This is a genomic window from Mesorhizobium sp. M8A.F.Ca.ET.207.01.1.1 (assembly GCF_004794715.1).
GTDB lineage: Bacteria > Pseudomonadota > Alphaproteobacteria > Rhizobiales > Rhizobiaceae > Mesorhizobium.
Genome location: NZ_SRUS01000001.1, coordinates 558,126 through 575,120 on the forward strand (window position 1 = coordinate 558,126; position 16,995 = coordinate 575,120).

15 protein-coding genes are annotated in these 16,995 nt (G+C 62.1%); 9 read left to right on the top strand and 6 right to left on the bottom strand.

The annotated features are described in order from the left end of the window. Positions 1-9: 9 nt before the first annotated feature. The gene (locus tag EN850_RS02750) at positions 10-1,260 is read right to left on the bottom strand and encodes a cytochrome P450 (RefSeq protein WP_136090556.1); all 1,251 of its coding nucleotides are present in this window, start codon (positions 1,258-1,260) and stop codon (positions 10-12) included. Between the two features lie 104 nt (positions 1,261-1,364). Between EN850_RS02750 and EN850_RS02755 the strand changes: the two genes are divergently transcribed. After that, positions 1,365-2,468 carry an FAD-dependent oxidoreductase gene (locus tag EN850_RS02755; protein ID WP_136090557.1) on the top strand — a complete coding sequence of 368 codons (1,104 nt, stop codon included), beginning with the start codon at positions 1,365-1,367 and terminating at the stop codon, positions 2,466-2,468. A 2-nt stretch (positions 2,469-2,470) separates the two neighbouring features. Here EN850_RS02755 and EN850_RS02760 read toward each other — a convergent pair whose 3' ends face one another. After that, on the bottom strand, positions 2,471-3,064 hold the full coding sequence (locus EN850_RS02760) for a hypothetical protein (RefSeq protein ID WP_135932257.1): 594 nt from the start codon (positions 3,062-3,064) through the stop codon (positions 2,471-2,473). A gap of 334 nt (positions 3,065-3,398) precedes the next feature. Here EN850_RS02760 and clpP point away from each other — a divergent pair, with 334 nt between their 5' ends. The 4 genes from clpP (at position 3,399) to EN850_RS02780 (ending at position 8,754) form a co-directional block, all read left to right on the top strand. Beyond that, a complete protein-coding gene (gene clpP, locus EN850_RS02765; RefSeq protein ID WP_027028064.1) occupies positions 3,399-4,028 on the top strand; it encodes an ATP-dependent Clp endopeptidase proteolytic subunit ClpP in 630 nt (209 codons plus the stop codon). 296 nt (positions 4,029-4,324) lie between these two features. After that, complete coding sequence (gene clpX / locus EN850_RS02770) at positions 4,325-5,599, top strand: ATP-dependent Clp protease ATP-binding subunit ClpX (RefSeq protein WP_023759839.1); 1,275 nt, start codon at positions 4,325-4,327, stop codon at positions 5,597-5,599. Positions 5,600-5,873: 274 nt separating this feature from the next. Beyond that, the gene (lon, locus tag EN850_RS02775) at positions 5,874-8,285 is read left to right on the top strand and encodes an endopeptidase La (RefSeq protein ID WP_127869591.1); all 2,412 of its coding nucleotides are present in this window, start codon (positions 5,874-5,876) and stop codon (positions 8,283-8,285) included. A 196-nt stretch (positions 8,286-8,481) separates the two neighbouring features. Next, positions 8,482-8,754 (top strand): HU family DNA-binding protein, encoded by a 273-nt coding sequence (locus EN850_RS02780; RefSeq protein WP_015318196.1) that lies wholly within the window; start codon positions 8,482-8,484, stop codon positions 8,752-8,754. An 83-nt stretch (positions 8,755-8,837) separates the two neighbouring features. Here EN850_RS02780 and EN850_RS02785 read toward each other — a convergent pair whose 3' ends face one another. Further along, positions 8,838-9,860 (bottom strand): aldo/keto reductase, encoded by a 1,023-nt coding sequence (locus tag EN850_RS02785; RefSeq protein WP_136090558.1) that lies wholly within the window; start codon positions 9,858-9,860, stop codon positions 8,838-8,840. Between the two features lie 190 nt (positions 9,861-10,050). Between EN850_RS02785 and EN850_RS02790 the strand changes: the two genes are divergently transcribed. Beyond that, a complete protein-coding gene (locus EN850_RS02790; protein WP_246689134.1) occupies positions 10,051-10,617 on the top strand; it encodes an SIS domain-containing protein in 567 nt (188 codons plus the stop codon). A 3-nt stretch (positions 10,618-10,620) separates the two neighbouring features. Continuing rightward, entirely contained in the window at positions 10,621-11,364 is a 744-nt protein-coding gene (locus EN850_RS02795; protein WP_136090559.1) for a creatininase family protein, read from the top strand. 41 nt (positions 11,365-11,405) lie between these two features. Here EN850_RS02795 and EN850_RS02800 read toward each other — a convergent pair whose 3' ends face one another. The 3 genes from EN850_RS02800 to EN850_RS02810 form a co-directional block, all read right to left on the bottom strand. Continuing rightward, positions 11,406-12,323, bottom strand: a complete 918-nt coding sequence (locus EN850_RS02800) for a carbohydrate ABC transporter permease (RefSeq protein WP_027143632.1) — start codon at positions 12,321-12,323, stop codon at positions 11,406-11,408. A 6-nt stretch (positions 12,324-12,329) separates the two neighbouring features. Next, complete coding sequence (locus tag EN850_RS02805) at positions 12,330-13,451, bottom strand: sugar ABC transporter permease (protein ID WP_127869588.1); 1,122 nt, start codon at positions 13,449-13,451, stop codon at positions 12,330-12,332. Positions 13,452-13,520: 69 nt separating this feature from the next. Then, positions 13,521-15,185 carry a sugar ABC transporter substrate-binding protein gene (locus EN850_RS02810; protein WP_127869587.1) on the bottom strand — a complete coding sequence of 555 codons (1,665 nt, stop codon included), beginning with the start codon at positions 15,183-15,185 and terminating at the stop codon, positions 13,521-13,523. A gap of 277 nt (positions 15,186-15,462) precedes the next feature. On the opposite strand from EN850_RS02810, the gene ugpC reads away from it, so the two are divergent. Continuing rightward, positions 15,463-16,512, top strand: a complete 1,050-nt coding sequence (ugpC, locus tag EN850_RS02815) for a sn-glycerol-3-phosphate ABC transporter ATP-binding protein UgpC (protein ID WP_136090560.1) — start codon at positions 15,463-15,465, stop codon at positions 16,510-16,512. Between the two features lie 27 nt (positions 16,513-16,539). Continuing rightward, on the top strand, positions 16,540-16,992 hold the full coding sequence (locus EN850_RS02820) for an RbsD/FucU family protein (RefSeq protein WP_136090561.1): 453 nt from the start codon (positions 16,540-16,542) through the stop codon (positions 16,990-16,992). Positions 16,993-16,995 lie beyond the last annotated feature (3 nt).

A 16,995-nucleotide genomic window follows, 5' to 3' on the forward strand; every position in this document is an offset into this window, starting at 1 on the left:
CCACCATGGTCAGAAGCGCACGGAGAGCGCCTCCAGCCCATGGAAGTGGTAAGTGTCGCGGAAGCGGGGCTGTTCGGCAAGATGCAGTAGCGGGTACCGCTCGAACAAAGTCTTCAGCGAAACCTGCAGTTCGAGCCGGGCGAGTGGTGCGCCGATGCAGAAATGGATGCCGGCACCGAACGACACGTTCTTTTGGTCCGGTCGGCCGGACTGGAAGGCAAGGGGTTCGGCGAAGGCGTGCGGGTCATGATTGGCCATGCCGAGCAAAAGCCCGATCGTCTGGCCCGGCCGCACGACGATGCCGGGCGCGATTTCGATTTCCTCATAGGCATAGCGCATGAACATGTGCAGCGGCGCGTCGAAACGCAGGCATTCCTCGACCGTCGCCGCAGTCGTTTCCGGTGAGGTGAAGAAGCGGCGCGGGTCGCCGCCTTGCGCCAGGATGGAATAGACGGCATTGCCGGTCTGGTGCACGGTTGCTTCATGGCCGGCATTGAGCAGCAGGATGGCCGAGGAGACCAGTTCGTCCTCTGACAGTTTTTGGCCGTCTTCCTGGGCCGAGATCAGCAGCGACAGCAGGTCGTCGCCCGGGTTCCTGCGCCGCTCTGCAACATAGCCGCGCAGGAAGTTGGAGAACTCGTCCGCCGCGCGGTTGGCCGTGTGCTCGGTCTCGCGGCTGCGGCCATGGATGTACATGGCGACCATCTGATGTGACCAGTCGAGCAGTTGCGGTCCCATCTCGACCGGCACGCCGAGCATTTCGGCGATGATTGTGATCGGCAGGGGCGAAGCAAAGGCCGGCAGGAGGTCGACGGCCTTGCCTGGGTCGAAACGGTCGATCAATTCGTTGGCGAGCGCTTCGACACGCGGCCGCAACCGTTCGACCTGACGCGAGACGAAGGCACGGTTGACCAACGTCCTCAGCCGCGTGTGCACCGGCGGCTCCAGTTCCAGCATCGAATTGGCTTCGATGCCGTCGAATGCCTTGAGATGGGTTCTATCCTGACCGACACCCCGGCTGTCGGGAATGCCGGCCGGGTTCTGGCGGCCGAAGCGGCGGTCGCGCAGCAGTTTGTTGACGTCGCCGAAGCCGCCAAAGCACCAGAAGCCGAATTCTTCCCAGAAAAACGCATTCGATGCGTTGTGCAGGAAGCCGTAGGCCTCGTACGGATTGAGGAAGAAGGCCGGCTCGCGCGGGTCGAGCCTAAGCCGGCGAGTGGCTGGATCAAAGGCCAGATAGGAGAGCGTCGGTTTGGTCATGCCAGACCCATAGCGCGGCTTGCCAGTCCGGTTCCAGACCGTATGTTGCGTGCGGCAGCCCGATTGATTGAGCCAGCCAGTAGGGTCGCGGAAAGTCTGAACGGATGAATGTGATCGTTGTCGGCGCGGGTATCGCCGGTCTCTCCACGGCTTGGTCGCTGGTCAAGGCCGGCCACGGCGTGTCGATCGTCGAGCAGGGGCCGATCCCCAATCCGCTGGCGGCATCCGGCGACCACCACCGCATCATCCGCCGCGCCTACCGCGCTGGAACCGGATATGGGCGGCTGATCACCGAAGCCTATGAGGCCTGGGACGAAATGTGGGCTGATCTCGGCGAGAACCACCTCGATGCGCGCGGATTCGTCTGCGTTTCGCGCGAGCCCGGCGATGAAGCCGAGGAATATCGTGAGGGTCTGGAAGAGGGGAATTTCCCTTTCGAACTGCTGGAACCGGACGCGGCCGTCGAGCGCTGGCCGTTCTTCGAGGCTGGCTCGTTCCGCTATGCCTATTTCTCGACGGAAGGCGGCGCACTGCATTGCCGCAAGATAGCAGCCGGGCTGGCCACATGGCTGCGTGCCAACGGAGCCAACGTCTACGAGCACAGCAAGGTGACGGAGATCGATGCCGAGGCCGGCCATATCCTGCTGGAAAGTGGCGAGACGATGCAGGCCGACCGCATCGTGGTTACGGCCGGCGCCTGGGTTTTGAAACTGTTTCCGGAACTGGGCGGCGAACTGAGGACTTTTCGCACCGCTCTCGCCTATGTCGAGCCGCCTGCAGACCTGAAGGCGGCATGGGAGGCCGCGCCCATTATTCTCGATGTTGGCGGCAAGACCGACGGCTACATGATTCCGCTCACCCGTGGCACCGGCATGAAGTTCGGCTCGGGCCTGCACAAGGTGCAGACCAGCGACGCCGACTGGAGCCGGGATCCGGTGCCGGGCGAGGGCGAGGCGATCCGCAACCTGTTTTCGCCGCCGATCGCCCGCATCGCGGAGTACAAGGTGACCGAAGTGGTCACCTGCGCCTACACCTTCACCGATGACGAGAAATTCCTGGCGCATGAGACCGGCAAGTGCCTGGTCGTCTCGGCATGTTCCGGTCACGGCTACAAATTCGGCGCGGCAGTGGGGCGCCGTGTTGCCAAAGCCATTGGCGATGGCGATATCGCCGGTCTCAAGGCCTGGCTGCGGGCCGAGGTGGCCTAACCCTAGTTCTGGCAGTGCCTGGGAATATGCACGCGCCGCCAGCCGGACGAACCTTCGCGCACCAGCACGCGGCGCGCGACGGTCTGGTAGGAAGCGGGAACATCGATGACGCGCCTTTGCTCGGGCCGCACCAGCACCTCCTCGGCGATGCTGTCATATTGCGCCGGAATGACGACGCGGCGCGTGCGTTCGGGCTGGATCACCACCGTCTCGGCGACGCGTTCGTAGCGCGCCTTGTGCCAGACCTTGCACAGCACACGGCGGCCATGGATGACGCGCCATTCCCAGGAATAGCCGCCGCCATCGACCCTGACGGTGTGGTAGACGGTCCGGGTGATTGCCGGCACCACTTCATACCGAACCTGGGCCGGCACGGTCATCACCACGCGCTCCCGCGTGCCGTAGATCGGCGGATCATAGTCGACGACCTGCTGGCCGGGGGGGCTGATCATGACGTCCTCGTAGACCGTGTCATAGACGTCAGGTGTGCGGACGGGCTCGTAGCATTCGACGGCGCGGCCGCCGGCCGCCGTTTGCGAAATCGAGCCGAGCAGGGTCAGCCCGGCAATGGCGAAGCGTGCGGTTTTCCCAGACATGGCACTCCCCCGTTTGACTGCAGGCAAAAGTTCAACGCAGAATTGTAGGGGAAGCCGTTGCGGAGAAAAGCGGTTTCGGCGCATTTCGTTAAGCGACGAGGTTAAGAAACTGCTACCTGTCGGGGCTGGCTCGGTATTTCGGGCCGGCGCGGCATCAGCTGCTGCTAATCCTTGCCCGGAAGCTTGATTCGACTTACCCAGATGGCTAGGACGGGTCGGCCTTGCAGAAGGATGAGCCGGCATCCTATTTACATCTTGACGATCCAGAACCGATTCTGCCCGAGCTGCCAGCCTGTCCGGCGCCGGAATCCCACCGCGAGACAAGAGATATCGAATGAAGAACCCCGTCGAAACCTACATGAACCTCGTTCCGATGGTGGTCGAACAGACCAATCGCGGCGAGCGGGCCTATGACATTTTCTCGCGCCTCCTCAAGGAGCGCATCATTTTCATCACCGGTCCGGTCGAGGACGGCATGGCGACGCTGGTCTGCGCGCAGCTCCTGTTCCTCGAAGCCGAGAACCCGAAAAAGGAAATCAACCTCTACATCAACTCGCCGGGTGGCGTCGTCACCTCGGGCATGGCGATCTACGACACCATGCAGTTCATCAAGCCGGCCGTGTCGACGCTGTGCATCGGCCAGGCGGCCTCGATGGGCTCGCTGCTCCTGACCGCGGGCCACAAGGACATGCGTTTTGCCACGCCGAACGCACGCATCATGGTTCACCAGCCGTCCGGCGGCTTCCAGGGCCAGGCGTCGGATATCGAGCGTCATGCCCAGGACATCATCAAACTGAAGCGTCGCCTCAACGAGGTCTATGTCAAGCACACCGGCAAGAGCTATGACGAGATCGAGAAGACCCTCGACCGCGACCATTTCATGACCGCCGACGAGGCCAAGGATTTCGGCCTGATCGACAAGGTCATTTCGTCGCGCGAGGCGGCCGAGGGGGCGTTGGCATAAAGGCTGGGTGGCAGTTGGATGGCACCATCACGCGCTTTTGGCGTGTCTTGCGTCATTTCGGCCACAATTGGCTGTTCCCTCGGAGGTCGGGATTGCCTACGTTAAGGCTATGTTGATTTTCGACGGCTTAGCTTTGCGTGGGGAAGCTGCGAATCATTGCCACGTTTTCTGATTTGTGTTTCGTACGGAATACGTTGCGGGGAGCCGGAAGACTGGCGGCGGCGGATTCCCGCGATAAATAGAGTATGCGCCCTTTCAGCCAGACCATCGGCGGGCGGCCATGAAAGGACATGAAAATGAGCAAGGTCGGCAACAACAGCGGTGATTCCAAGAACACGCTTTATTGCTCGTTTTGCGGCAAAAGCCAGCACGAGGTGCGCAAGCTGATCGCCGGCCCAACGGTGTTCATCTGCGACGAGTGCGTCGAGCTGTGCATGGACATCATCCGCGAGGAGAACAAGACCTCGATGGTGAAGTCGCGCGAGGGCGTGCCGACCCCGCAGGAGATCCTCAAGGTTCTCGACGACTACGTCATCGGCCAGCCTTACGCCAAGCGCGTGCTGTCTGTGGCCGTGCACAACCACTACAAGCGCCTCGCGCATGCGGGCAAGAACAACGATGTCGAACTGGCCAAGTCCAACATCCTGCTGATTGGCCCGACCGGCTGCGGCAAGACGCTGCTGGCGCAGACGCTGGCCCGCATCATCGACGTGCCCTTCACCATGGCCGACGCCACGACGCTGACCGAGGCCGGTTACGTCGGCGAGGACGTCGAGAACATCATCCTCAAGCTGTTGCAGTCGGCCGACTACAATGTCGAGCGCGCCCAGCGCGGCATCGTCTACATCGACGAAATCGACAAGATTTCGCGCAAGTCCGACAATCCCTCGATCACCCGCGACGTGTCGGGCGAGGGCGTTCAGCAGGCGCTGTTGAAGATCATGGAAGGCACCGTCGCTTCCGTGCCGCCGCAGGGCGGCCGCAAGCACCCGCAGCAGGAGTTCCTGCAGGTCGACACCGCCAACATCCTGTTCATCTGCGGCGGCGCCTTTGCTGGCCTGGACAAGATCATCTCGGATCGCGGCAGGAAGACCTCGATCGGTTTTGGCGCCATCGTCGCGTCGCCGGAGGATCGCCGCACGGGTGACGTTTTCCGCCTGGTCGAGCCCGAGGATCTGTTGAAATTCGGCCTCATTCCGGAGTTCGTCGGTCGTCTGCCGGTCCTGGCGACGCTGGAGGATCTCGACGAGCCGGCATTGATCCAGATCCTGACCGAGCCGAAGAACGCGCTGGTCAAGCAGTATCAGCGCCTGTTCGAAATGGAAAATGTCGACCTGACCTTCCACGAGAACGCGCTTTCTGCGATCGCCAAGCGCGCCATCGAGCGCAAGACCGGCGCGCGCGGCCTCCGTTCGATCATGGAAGCGATCCTGCTCGACACGATGTTCGAACTGCCCGCGCTCGAAGGCGTGCGCGAGGTGGTGATCTCGGAAGAAGTGGTGACCGGCAGCGCCAGGCCGCTCTACATCTATTCCGAACAGAAGGAAAAGAAGGGCAATGTCAGCGCCTGATATGGCACTTGGCCCTATATTTTTGTGGAACGGCGCCCTTGCGGCGCCGTTTTGCTGTGACGGGTATACGGCCTGAGCGATGGAGTGGATTTGCGGACGATGTTAACTCTTGATCTTTGCCCCGCTTGCATCCACCTAACACCAGAAGGCCGAGGTGCCCGATTTCTGTGCTGTAAAACTCCCGTCACAAACGGTGGTAGGCGGAACGATCCCCGGTCGTTAATATAAGATTCGCGGTTGGCCTGATGGTGGCCGCGACATGAAAGGTTGGACAATGGCCAAAATATCCAAGGCTCCCAGCGACGGCGTCTTCGCAGTCCTCCCACTGCGCGACATCGTGGTGTTCCCGCACATGATCGTTCCGCTCTTCGTCGGGCGTGAAAAGTCGATCAAGGCGCTGGAAGAGGTGATGGGTCAGGAAAAGCAGATCCTGCTCGCCACCCAGATGAATGCCGCCGATGACGATCCCGAGCCCGATGCGATCTTCGACATCGGCACGCTCGCCAACGTGCTGCAATTGCTGAAGCTGCCCGACGGCACCGTCAAGGTTCTGGTCGAGGGCGCCTCGCGTGCGAAAATCGTCTCCTTCACCGACCGTCCCGACTTCCACGAGGCCAAAGCCACGGCGCTGGTCGAGCCGGAAGAGGAAGAGGTCGAGGTCGAGGCCCTGGCCCGCTCGGTCGTCACCGACTTCGAGAACTACGTCAAGCTGAACAAGAAGATCTCGCCCGAAGTGGTGGGCGCCGCCAGCCAGATCGACGACTATTCCAAGCTCGCCGACACGGTTGCCTCGCATCTCGCCATCAAGATTCCTGAAAAGCAGGAAATGCTGGCCACGCTTTCCGTCAAGGAGCGGCTGGAAAAGGCAATGGGCTTCATGGAAGCCGAAATCTCCGTCCTGCAGGTGGAGAAGCGCATCCGCTCGCGCGTCAAGCGCCAGATGGAGAAGACGCAGCGCGAATACTACCTCAACGAGCAGATGAAGGCGATCCAGAAGGAGCTCGGCGAGGGCGAGGACGGCCGCGACGAAGCCGCCGAGATCGAGGCGCGCATCAAGAAGACCAAGCTCTCCAAGGAGGCCCGCGAAAAGGCGGAAGCCGAGTTGAAGAAGCTGAGGACGATGTCGCCGATGTCGGCTGAATCGACCGTCGTGCGCAACTATCTCGATTGGCTGCTGTCGATACCGTGGGGCAAGAACTCCAAGGTCAAGCAGGACCTGGCCTACGCGCAGAACGTCCTCGACACCGATCACTTCGGCCTCGACAAGGTCAAGGACCGCATCGTCGAGTACCTTGCCGTGCAAAGCCGCCAGAAGAAGCTGAAGGGGCCGATCCTGTGCCTCGTCGGCCCTCCCGGCGTCGGCAAGACCTCGCTCGGCAAGTCGATAGCCAAGGCAACCGGCCGCGAATTCATCCGCATGGCGCTCGGCGGCGTGCGTGACGAGGCCGAGATCCGTGGCCACCGGCGCACCTATATCGGCTCGATGCCCGGCAAGGTCATCCAGTCGATGAAGAAGGCAAAGAAGTCCAACCCGCTCTTCCTGCTCGACGAGATCGACAAGATGGGCCAGGACTTCCGTGGCGACCCGTCATCGGCGCTACTCGAGGTGCTCGACCCCGAACAGAACTCGACGTTCATGGACCATTACCTCGAGGTCGAATACGACTTGTCGAGCGTGATGTTCGTGACGACGGCGAACACGCTGAACATCCCTGCGCCCTTGATGGACCGCATGGAGATCATCCGTATCGCCGGCTACACCGAGGACGAGAAGATCGAGATCGCCAAGCGGCACCTGATGCCGAAGGTGATCCGCGATCATGCGCTGCAGCCGAAGGAGTTCTCCGTCGGTGAGGACGCGATCCGCGCCATCATCCAGACCTACACCCGCGAAGCGGGCGTCAGAAGCCTGGAGCGCGAGCTGATGAAGCTCGGGCGCAAGGCGGTGACCGAGATCCTGAAGACGAAGAAGAAGACGGTGAGCATCACGGCGGCGAATCTCGCCGACTATCTCGGTGTTCAGCGCTACCGCTTCGGCCAGGTCGAGGCTGACGATCAGGTCGGTGTCGTCACCGGGCTTGCCTGGACGGAAGTCGGCGGCGAGCTGCTGACGGTCGAAGGTGTCATGATGCCCGGCAAGGGCCGCATGACGGTGACCGGCAATCTGCGCGACGTGATGAAGGAATCGATTTCGGCGGCGGCCTCCTATGTCCGTTCGCGCGCCATCGATTTCGGTATCGAGCCGCCGCTGTTCGACAAGCGCGACATCCACGTGCACTTGCCGGAAGGCGCCACGCCGAAAGACGGTCCGTCCGCGGGCGCGGCCATGGCCACGGCCATTGTGTCGGTGCTGACGGGTATTCCGGTGCGGGCCGATGTGGCGATGACTGGCGAGATAACGCTTCGCGGCCGCATCTTGCCGATCGGCGGCCTGAAGGAGAAGTTGCTCGCCGCACTGCGCGGCGGCATCAAGAAGGTGCTGATCCCGGAAGACAACGCCAAGGACCTGGCGGAGATTCCGGACAACGTGAAGAACGGCATGGAAATCATTCCGGTCTCACGCGTCGGTGAGGTGTTGCGCCACGCGCTGGTGCGGATGCCGGAGCCGATCGAATGGGTCGAACCGGTCAATCCGCCGGCCGCGACCGATAGTGCCGACGATGCCGGAAAGTCGCTTGCGCATTAGTTTTTTCTAAGGTTGCAGCGCACAAACAGAAAGCCGGGCCTCGCGCCCGGCTTTTTCATGTGAAAAACCCCGGAATTCCGGGCTTTTTCCGCTTTTTTCCTGCCTTTTCGACTTGGTTGCGGGAACGCTTCTTTCTAAAGTCCGTTTCCTGCCGGATGAGTCGTAAGTTCCGGTGTTCTCATGGAAGGGAATTTTTATGAACAAGAACGAACTGGTGTCCGCTGTCGCCGACGCCGCGAGCATTTCGAAGGGTGACGCGCAGTCGGCGGTCGATGCAGTGTTTTCTGTCATCTCCGGCGAACTGAAGAAGGGCGGCGATGTACGGCTTGTCGGCTTTGGCAATTTCACCGTGTCAAAGCGCGCTGCGTCCACCGGCCGCAACCCCCAGACCGGCGCCGAAGTGAAGATCCCGGCGCGCACCGTGCCGAAGTTCTCGGCCGGCAAAGGCCTCAAGGACGCCGTCAACTAAGCGCGTTTTATTTCAAAAAACCAGAAAAGCCGGGCTTGCCCGGCTTTTCATTTTTGGACACGTATCTCCCGATCGGAAGCTCCTCAAACTGTCGGGGCGTCGGCGCGCATCAGGCCCTCTTGCTTGAGATCGGCCCAGAGCGCTGCGGGGACTTTCGCATCCAGCAGCGACCGATTGCTCTCGACTTCGCCCGGGCGCTGACCGCCAGGGATGACTGAAACCACCGAAGAGTGCAACAGCGGGAACTGCAGGGCGGCTTCGATCAGCCTGATACCGTGGCGTTTGCAGACGGCCTCGATGCGCGTCACCTGGTCGATGACATCCTGCGGCGCTTCGGAATAGTTGTAATAGGCGCCGGGCTTCGGTCCGGTCGCCAGGATGCCGGAATTGTAGGGGCCGCCGAGAACGATGCCGATGCCGCGTTTTTGGCAAAGCGGCAGGAAAGACGTCAGCGCCTCCTGTTCCAGCAGCGTATAGCGCCCGGCAAGCAGGAACAGGTCGAAATCGCCGCGCCCGGCCAGGGCCTGCGCAACCTGCCACTCGTTGATGCCGCCGCCGAATGCCTTGATGACGCCCTGGTCGCGCAAGGCGAGCAGGCCATAATAGCCCGAGCGCATGAACTCATCGATGCGCTGGTCGGATGCCTCCTTGCTGCCATGGGTGAAGATGTCGACATCGTGCACGAACAGGATGTCGATGCGGTCGACGCCCAGCCGCTCCAGCGAGGCCTCGAACGAGCGCATGACACCGTCATAGCTGTAATCGTAGACCTCCTTGCGCGACGGCGTGTCGAAGAACTTGCCGATGCCGGTGCGCTCCTCGGGCGGGCAGGCGCGCATGATGCGGCCGACCTTGCTCGACAGCACATAGTCGTCGCGCTTCCTGGAGCGCAGGAACGGGTTAAGGCGCGTTTCCGACAGGCCGAGCCCATAGAGGGGCGCGGTGTCATAGTAGCGGCAGCCGGTCGCCCAGGCGGCCTCCAGCGTCGCATTGGCGTCCTCGTCGGAGACCGCGCGGTAAAGATTGCCGAGCGGCGCCGTGCCGAAGCCCAACTCCGTGAAGGTGATGCCGCCATTGCCGATGCGGTCGAAATTCCGTGTCTTCATATCCTGCCCGTTTGCCTTGCTGATTTGTCTGACATGACACTATCATGCTCGTGGCTCGGCAAAAGCGCCGCTGAGCGTTGGACACGCATTTTCGCGGTTGCTAGCATGAACGAAATCAAGCTGTTCCGGGGAAAAGCGTGATCGGGAATTGCCAATCATCTTCGATTGCCGGCACGGCGGTGGCGCCGCCGTGAACAACTCCGGCTCGCAGATGTTCAAGACCGCGCTCGACGAGCTTGGCGCTGTGTTGGCGCGCGTCGATGGCGACCGGATCGACGCCGCCTGCGGGATGCTGGCGGGCGCCAGACAGATTGTCGCCTATGGCTGCGGCCGTGAGGCCTTGCAGGTGAAGGGCTTCGCCATGCGGCTCTATCATCTGGGTCTGCCGGTTTCGGTCGTCGGCGACATGACCACGCCGCCGGTAGGGCAGGGCGATGTCTTGCTTGTCAGTTCCGGGCCTGGCGAAACCCCGACCGTACTCACTTTGATGCGCATCGCGCGTGAGGCAGGCGCGACCGTCCTACTCGTGACCGCCCAGGGGGGCGGCAGCGCCGCAAGCCTGGCCGATCTGACGTTGCTGGTGCCGGCGCGGACCATGGCCAACGACCAGGGATTGCAAAAGACGTCGGTGCTGCCGATGGGCTCGGTTTTCGAGGGTGCGTTGTTCCTGCTGTTCGAGATCATGGTGCTGAAACTCAGGGAATTGACCGCGGCCTCGCCTGAAGCCATGCGCGCCCGCCACACCAACATGGAATAGATCATGCGCTATGAACTGATGCTGCCGCACCAGATCCGCAAGGCGATCGCGCAGAATTGGCCGGTCGCACTGCCGCTCGGCGTGTTGGAATATCATGGCGAGCACATGGCTGTTGGCATGGACACACTGGCCGTCATCAAGACGCTGGAGCTGTTCGAAAAGGAGAGCGACATCGTCATCCTGCCGCCCTTCTACTATGGCGCGGCGAGCTATGCCGTGGCGCCGCCGGAAGGCAGCGGCTCGGTTCAGGTCGGCGGCAATCAACTGGCGCCGTTCGGCGAGGAGCTGTTCTACAGCCTGCTGCGTATCGGCTTTCGCAACATCCACGCCATCATTCATCACCAGACCGAGAATTTCGTCGCCGGCATGCCGACCGATCTCGCTTTCAAGACCGCCGGCAGACAGGCGATCTTCCGCTTCCTCGAGAAGCAGCGCGGCGAGGGCTGGTGGGGCTCCGACACCATGGCCGACTACTATGCCGGACATGCCGCGGGCGAGAATTTCTTCAACTGGGTGCAGGTGCATCCGCTGATGCCGGCCGCGATGAACGGCAAATATCCTTTCGACCATGCCGGCATCGGCGAGACATCGCTGATGCTGGCGCTATGTCCGGAGGCGGTGGATGCGGCGCACTTCGAGGACAACAAGAGCTGGTATACGGCGAGTGCCAAGGAGGCGTCAGTGGAGTTGGGGCAAAAGGGTGTCGCCATGATCATGGATCACCTCAGGGCGATCCTGAGGCGCTAACGCGGGTTCTTGCTTGTCCCCCTGTGGGAGAAGGAAAAACGCTACTTCACCGCACCAGCCGTCATGCCCATGATCAGGTAGCGCTCCAGCGCGATGCCGATGACGGCAAGCGGCGCGATGGCGGCGGTGGCAAGGGCCGCCATCGACCACCAGTTGATGCCTTGCGAGCCCGTCTGGCTGGCAACCATGACCGGGATTGTCTTGGCGTCCGTCGAGGTCAAAAGGGCGGCGAAGAAATACTCGTTCCAGCACAGCACCATCGCCAGGATGAAGGCTGCCACCATGCCTGGCAGCGCGATCGGCATGACGATGCGGAAAAAGGCGCCCCAGATCGACAGGCCGTCGACGAGGGCTGCTTCCTCCAGCTCGACGGGGATGGAATTGAACTGGTCACGCATGATCCAGATGACGATCGGCAGCACCATCAGCGTGTAGAGCAGAATCAGCCCGATACGCGTATCGAGCAGCCCGACTTCGCGGTAGAGCACCAGGAACGGCAAGGCCAGCACCACCGGCGGCAGGATCAACTGCGACAGGAAGAAGAAGGAGATGTCCTCGTTCTTGAACCAGGCGAAATGGTAGCGATAGCGGGTCAGGCCATAGGCGGCGAGGCTGCCGATAATGATCGCCAGGCTCGACGCCCCAACCGAGGTGATGACCGAATTCATGAAGCGCTTGAGGAACTCGTCACGCACGGTCGATGTCTGGAAGATCGAGTCCGGCGACAGGCCAAGCGATCGCCAGCCTTTCCAATCCGGCTGGAAGTCGACAAACGGGATCAGGTGGCCCTGGGTGACATCCACCGCCGTCTTGAACGATGTGGTGATGGTCCAATAAATCGGAAACAGGCAGATGAAGCCCCAGCAGGCGAGCGCGCCGTAAATGAAGACGCGGCTGGCGACGAAGCTCGCCGGCGAGCGGATTTCGGATGCGACGTAGTCGGTGGTCTGAACGCTCATCTTGCCCTAATTCACATTGCGCACGAAACGGCTGGCGAATTTCAACAGCCAGGTCACGAACACTACGATGATGACGAGATAGGCCATCGCCAGCATGGTGCCGTAGCCGACATTCGAGCGGTCGCGGTACTCGCGGTAGATGAAGCTCGACACCGAATCGGTGGCGCCGCCCGGACCGCCCGAGGTGACCGTGATGATGATGTCGGCAAGCTTCAGCTTGAAGATGATGCGCAGGATCACCGCCGTTACCGACACCGGCAGCATCAGTGGGAAAGTGACCTGCCAGAAGGTCTGCCAGGCCGTGGCGCCATCGACACGTGCCGCCTCCAGCACCTCGCGCGACATCGCCTGCAGCCCCGCCAGCAGCATGATCATCATGAATGGAATGAAGGTCCAGGCGTCCAGCAGCATGATCGAGATGCGCGCGGTGATCGGGTTCGAGAAGAAGGCCGGGTCTTCCCAGCCGAGATGGCGCGCCAGCGTCGCTGCCGGTCCAAAGCGATATTCCATCAGCGACTTGCCGATCATCCACGACACCGCGACGGGCGACAGCATCAGCGGCATCAGGAACACCACCCGGAAGAATTTTCGGGCACGGATCTGCGCGTTGAGCAGCAGCGCCAGGCCAAAGGCCACGACATATTCGACCAGCACCGCCAGCACGTAGAGGACCATGTTGAACAAGGCGTTGCGGTAGTAGGGATCGGCGAGCATCTGCCAGAAATTGTCGAGCCCGTTGAACCTGCGACCGCTAAAGGAGCTGAGATTCCAGTCGGTGAGCGCGATGTAGAAGCCGAACAGCGTCGGGAAGATCACCATGGCGATGGTGAACAAAAGAGCGGGCAGCAGGAACAGCGCGCGCTGGCCGTCCTCGCCGCGTGTCAGAACCTGGCCGATGCCGATCGCCACGCCCCACAGCACATAGGCGTAGACCACGGGCCGCCATGTCTCGAAGCCGATCGTATCGACCTCGGTCTTGTAGAGGATCTGCAGCACGATCGTTGCCAGCAGGCCGAGCGTGGCAATCGCCATCAGCGCCCAGCCCAAACGCCGGCGGCCTGGCGGGATCAGATCATGGGGGGCGGCGTCTGCCGGCCACCGGGTCGCGGTCGAAGTCTGGTCAGCCACAAATCTCGCCCGTTTGGAAGGGAAGGCTGTGGTCCGGCGTTGCCGCCGGACCACGGTTCAAAGGGCAGCTTACATGCCGAGCGAGGCCTTGTAGAGCTTGACCTGCTTGTCACGGCCGATCTGGTCGGTGAGCTTCTCCCAGGCGGCTGCGATGGCGTCGGCGCCTTCCTGCGCCTTCATCTTGCCGGCGAAGGTGTTGGCCAGGATATCCTCGGCGGCGCTGTAGTACTGGAAGATGCCGGGGATGCGCGGCTCGATTGCCGCGTTGGGATGGTTGTAGCTGTCGCCTTCCGACTTCAGGTACGAGGTGATGAAAGCCTCGTCGTAGCCGGCCGCCACCCATTCGGGAATGTCGAAATGGGAGTTGCGATAGGGCTGGAAGCCCGACGGATACATCGCCGTCCAGATCGACAGGTCCTTGCCGCCGAGATGGGCGGCCGCCGACCATGCCGCCTTCTTCTTCTTCTCGTCGCTATCGACGCGGGCCATGACATAGACGCCCCAGCCGAGATAGGCGCAGTTGGGCGAATAGTTCGGGCCGCTGGCGAGCTTCTCCCACTTGCCGGTCTTGGAGTTGTAGACGTCGTCGGAGCCCGGCAGGATCGAGAAGCCGGTGACGTCGCCGATAACCGAGCTATCGTTGGTCTTGACGTTCGAGCCGACGTCGCCCCACCAGGGGATCATCGAGCCGGTGCCGGCCAGGAACTGCTGGAAGGCGGTGGTGTTCGGATCGGCATTGATCTGGTCGGCGGGTTCCGACGGCAGGGCATCGATGACGTCCTGGATGGCGCGTACCCAGGCCGGATTGTTGACGCGCGGCTTCATCGTGTCGGCGTCGAACAGCCAGGCCTTGTCGTCGGGATGCTTGGCGTAGGCGGTGGCGCGGCTGCCGAGGAAGTAGAAGCCGAAACCGCCCCAGGGCTTGGGCGCGTCGAGATAGCCATAGACATCCTGGCCCTTGAACTTCTTGCCCTTGAGGAACTTGGTCACGGCCTGAACCTCTTGCCAGGTCTTCGGCACGCCCCATTCGCTCGTCGCTCCGCTATCCTTCCACTGCTTGGCGAGGTCGGCGTCTGCAAACACGTCGGTGCGGTAGTTGAAGTTGTGCGCGTCACCATCGATGGTGACCCGATACTGCTTGCCATCCCAGGTGCCGACGGGCGGCTTGAGGTAGTTGACGAGATCGTCGAAGTCGATCTGTTTCTTGACCCAGTCGGGCATCTCCGAAGTCAGGCCCTTGCCGCAGACGTCGCCCTCGAACGGCGCGCCCATCTCGATGATGTCGAAATCGACGGTGCCGGTGGCGATCGACTGCTGCAGCCGGGCGTTGTAGTCGGCCTGCGCCAGATCGATCCAGCTGATCTTGGCGCCGGTATAGGTCTCCCATGGCTTCAGGAAACCACGGAACAGCACATTGTGCAGGTTCTGGTTGTTGAGGCCCATGAAGGTGAGCTCGACGCCGGCGAACTCGCCTTCCTTGACATTGGCCTTGGTCGCCTCGAGGCAAAGCTCGCCGACCTTCTGGAAGTCGGCGTCGGTCGGCTGGCCTTTGCCAACCCCGGGGATCTGCAGGATTTTCGAGCGCAGTTCGCTTGCGGCGGAAGCCGGGCGCGTCAGGGCGCCAAGCCCGGCGCCGGATGCGGCCGCGATCGCGGCCATCGAGGCCGCGCCCTTCAATATGTCGCGCCTTGTAGCGCCGGCACGGACCAGTTTGTCGTAAAGACCTACTCGCATGGACTATTCCTCCCAGAACGTTAGTCGTGAATCGAAGTGCCAATCGTGCCGGGCGCTGGCCGTGTTCAGAAGCGAAACCAGGACCCCAACCTGCGTCGCCTCGCGTTCCGTTTTTTCGGATAGAGTACCGGCGTTCGGATTGGCGCTCGTCACTATTCTCACAACCAAACGCCGTGTCAACGAGGACGGGTTTTTATCTATAAGGGACCGACTTGCCCTGACCGGTCGCGTTGGTTAGCTTCTGCGCCTACGGCCAGTTGGAGCCGATGGGGGAACGATGGCTCAAGTCGCGATCAGCAATGTGGCCAAGGCGTTTGGAACCGTCAAGGTTCTGCACGAAGTCAGCGTCGACATTGCCGATGGCCAGTTCGTCGTGCTTGTCGGGCCGTCCGGTTGCGGCAAGTCCACGCTGCTCAGAATGGTGGCGGGGCTCGAGACCGTCTCCGGCGGCACGATCGCCATCGGCGATCGCGTCGTCAATCACCTGCCGCCCGCAAAGCGCGACATCGCCATGGTGTTCCAGAACTATGCGCTCTATCCGCACAAGACGGTCGAGCAGAACATGGCCTTCGCCCTCAAGCTGCGGAAAACCGACCCGGCCGTGGTGGCCGAGCGGGTCAAGCGCGCCGCCGACATCCTCGACCTCAGCCCCTATCTGAAGCGCTATCCGCGCCAGCTTTCCGGCGGCCAGCGTCAGCGCGTCGCCATGGGGCGTGCCATCGTGCGCAATCCACAGGTATTCCTGTTCGACGAGCCGCTTTCGAACCTCGACGCCAAGCTGCGCGTGCAGATGCGCACCGAGATCAAGGAACTGCACCAGCGGCTGAAGACCACCACCATCTATGTCACGCATGACCAGATCGAAGCCATGACGATGGCCGACAAGATCGTCGTCATGCGCGACGGCCGCATCGAACAGGTCGGCGCGCCGCTGGAGCTTTTCGACCGGCCGGCGAACCTTTTCGTTGCCGGTTTCATCGGCTCGCCCTCGATGAACCTGCTCAAGGGTACTGGGCGCAAGGACGGCGTCGACATTGCCGGAACGCTGTTCCCGGTCGCTCCGAACAACGCCGTCGAGGAGGGGCGCGCCGTCGTCTATGGCGTGCGCCCCGAGCATCTCGAGATCCATCCCGATGGCGTGCCGGCGAAGATTTCCGTGGTCGAGCCGACCGGCTCGGAAACCCTGGTCTTCCTGCGTTTTGGCGACGGTGAGATGGTGGCGCTGTTTCGCGAACGCCATGACTTCAAGCCCGGAGATACGCTGAAACTTCGGCCAAGGCTCGACCATATCCATCTGTTCGACGCCGAGACCGGGAAGCGTCTCTGATCTCAAACGCACTTCACGAGGACCATCATGCTCAAAGGGATCGATCCGTTGCTCAATGCCGACGTGCTCCAGGCATTGCGGGCAATGGGACATGGCGACGACCTGATCATCGCCGACACCAACTTCCCGTCCGATTCGGTCGCGCGCCAGACGGCGCTCGGTCGGGTGCTGCGCATCGATGCCTCGGCGGCGCAGGTGGTGAAGGCGGTGCTGTCGCTTTACCCGCTGGACACGTTCGTCGACGATTCGGCCGCCCGCATGGAGATCGTCGGCAAGCCGGACGAGATCCCAGCCGTGCAAAAGGAAGTGCAGAAGGAGATCGATGCCGCCGAGGGCAAGTCCTGGCCGATGGTGCCGGTCGAGCGTTACGCCTTCTACAAGCGCGCCAAGCAAGCTTATTGCGTCATCCAGACCGGCGAACGCCGATTCTATGGCTGCTTTGCCTTCCGCAAGGGCGTCGTGCCGCCGGATGCGGAGTAGCGG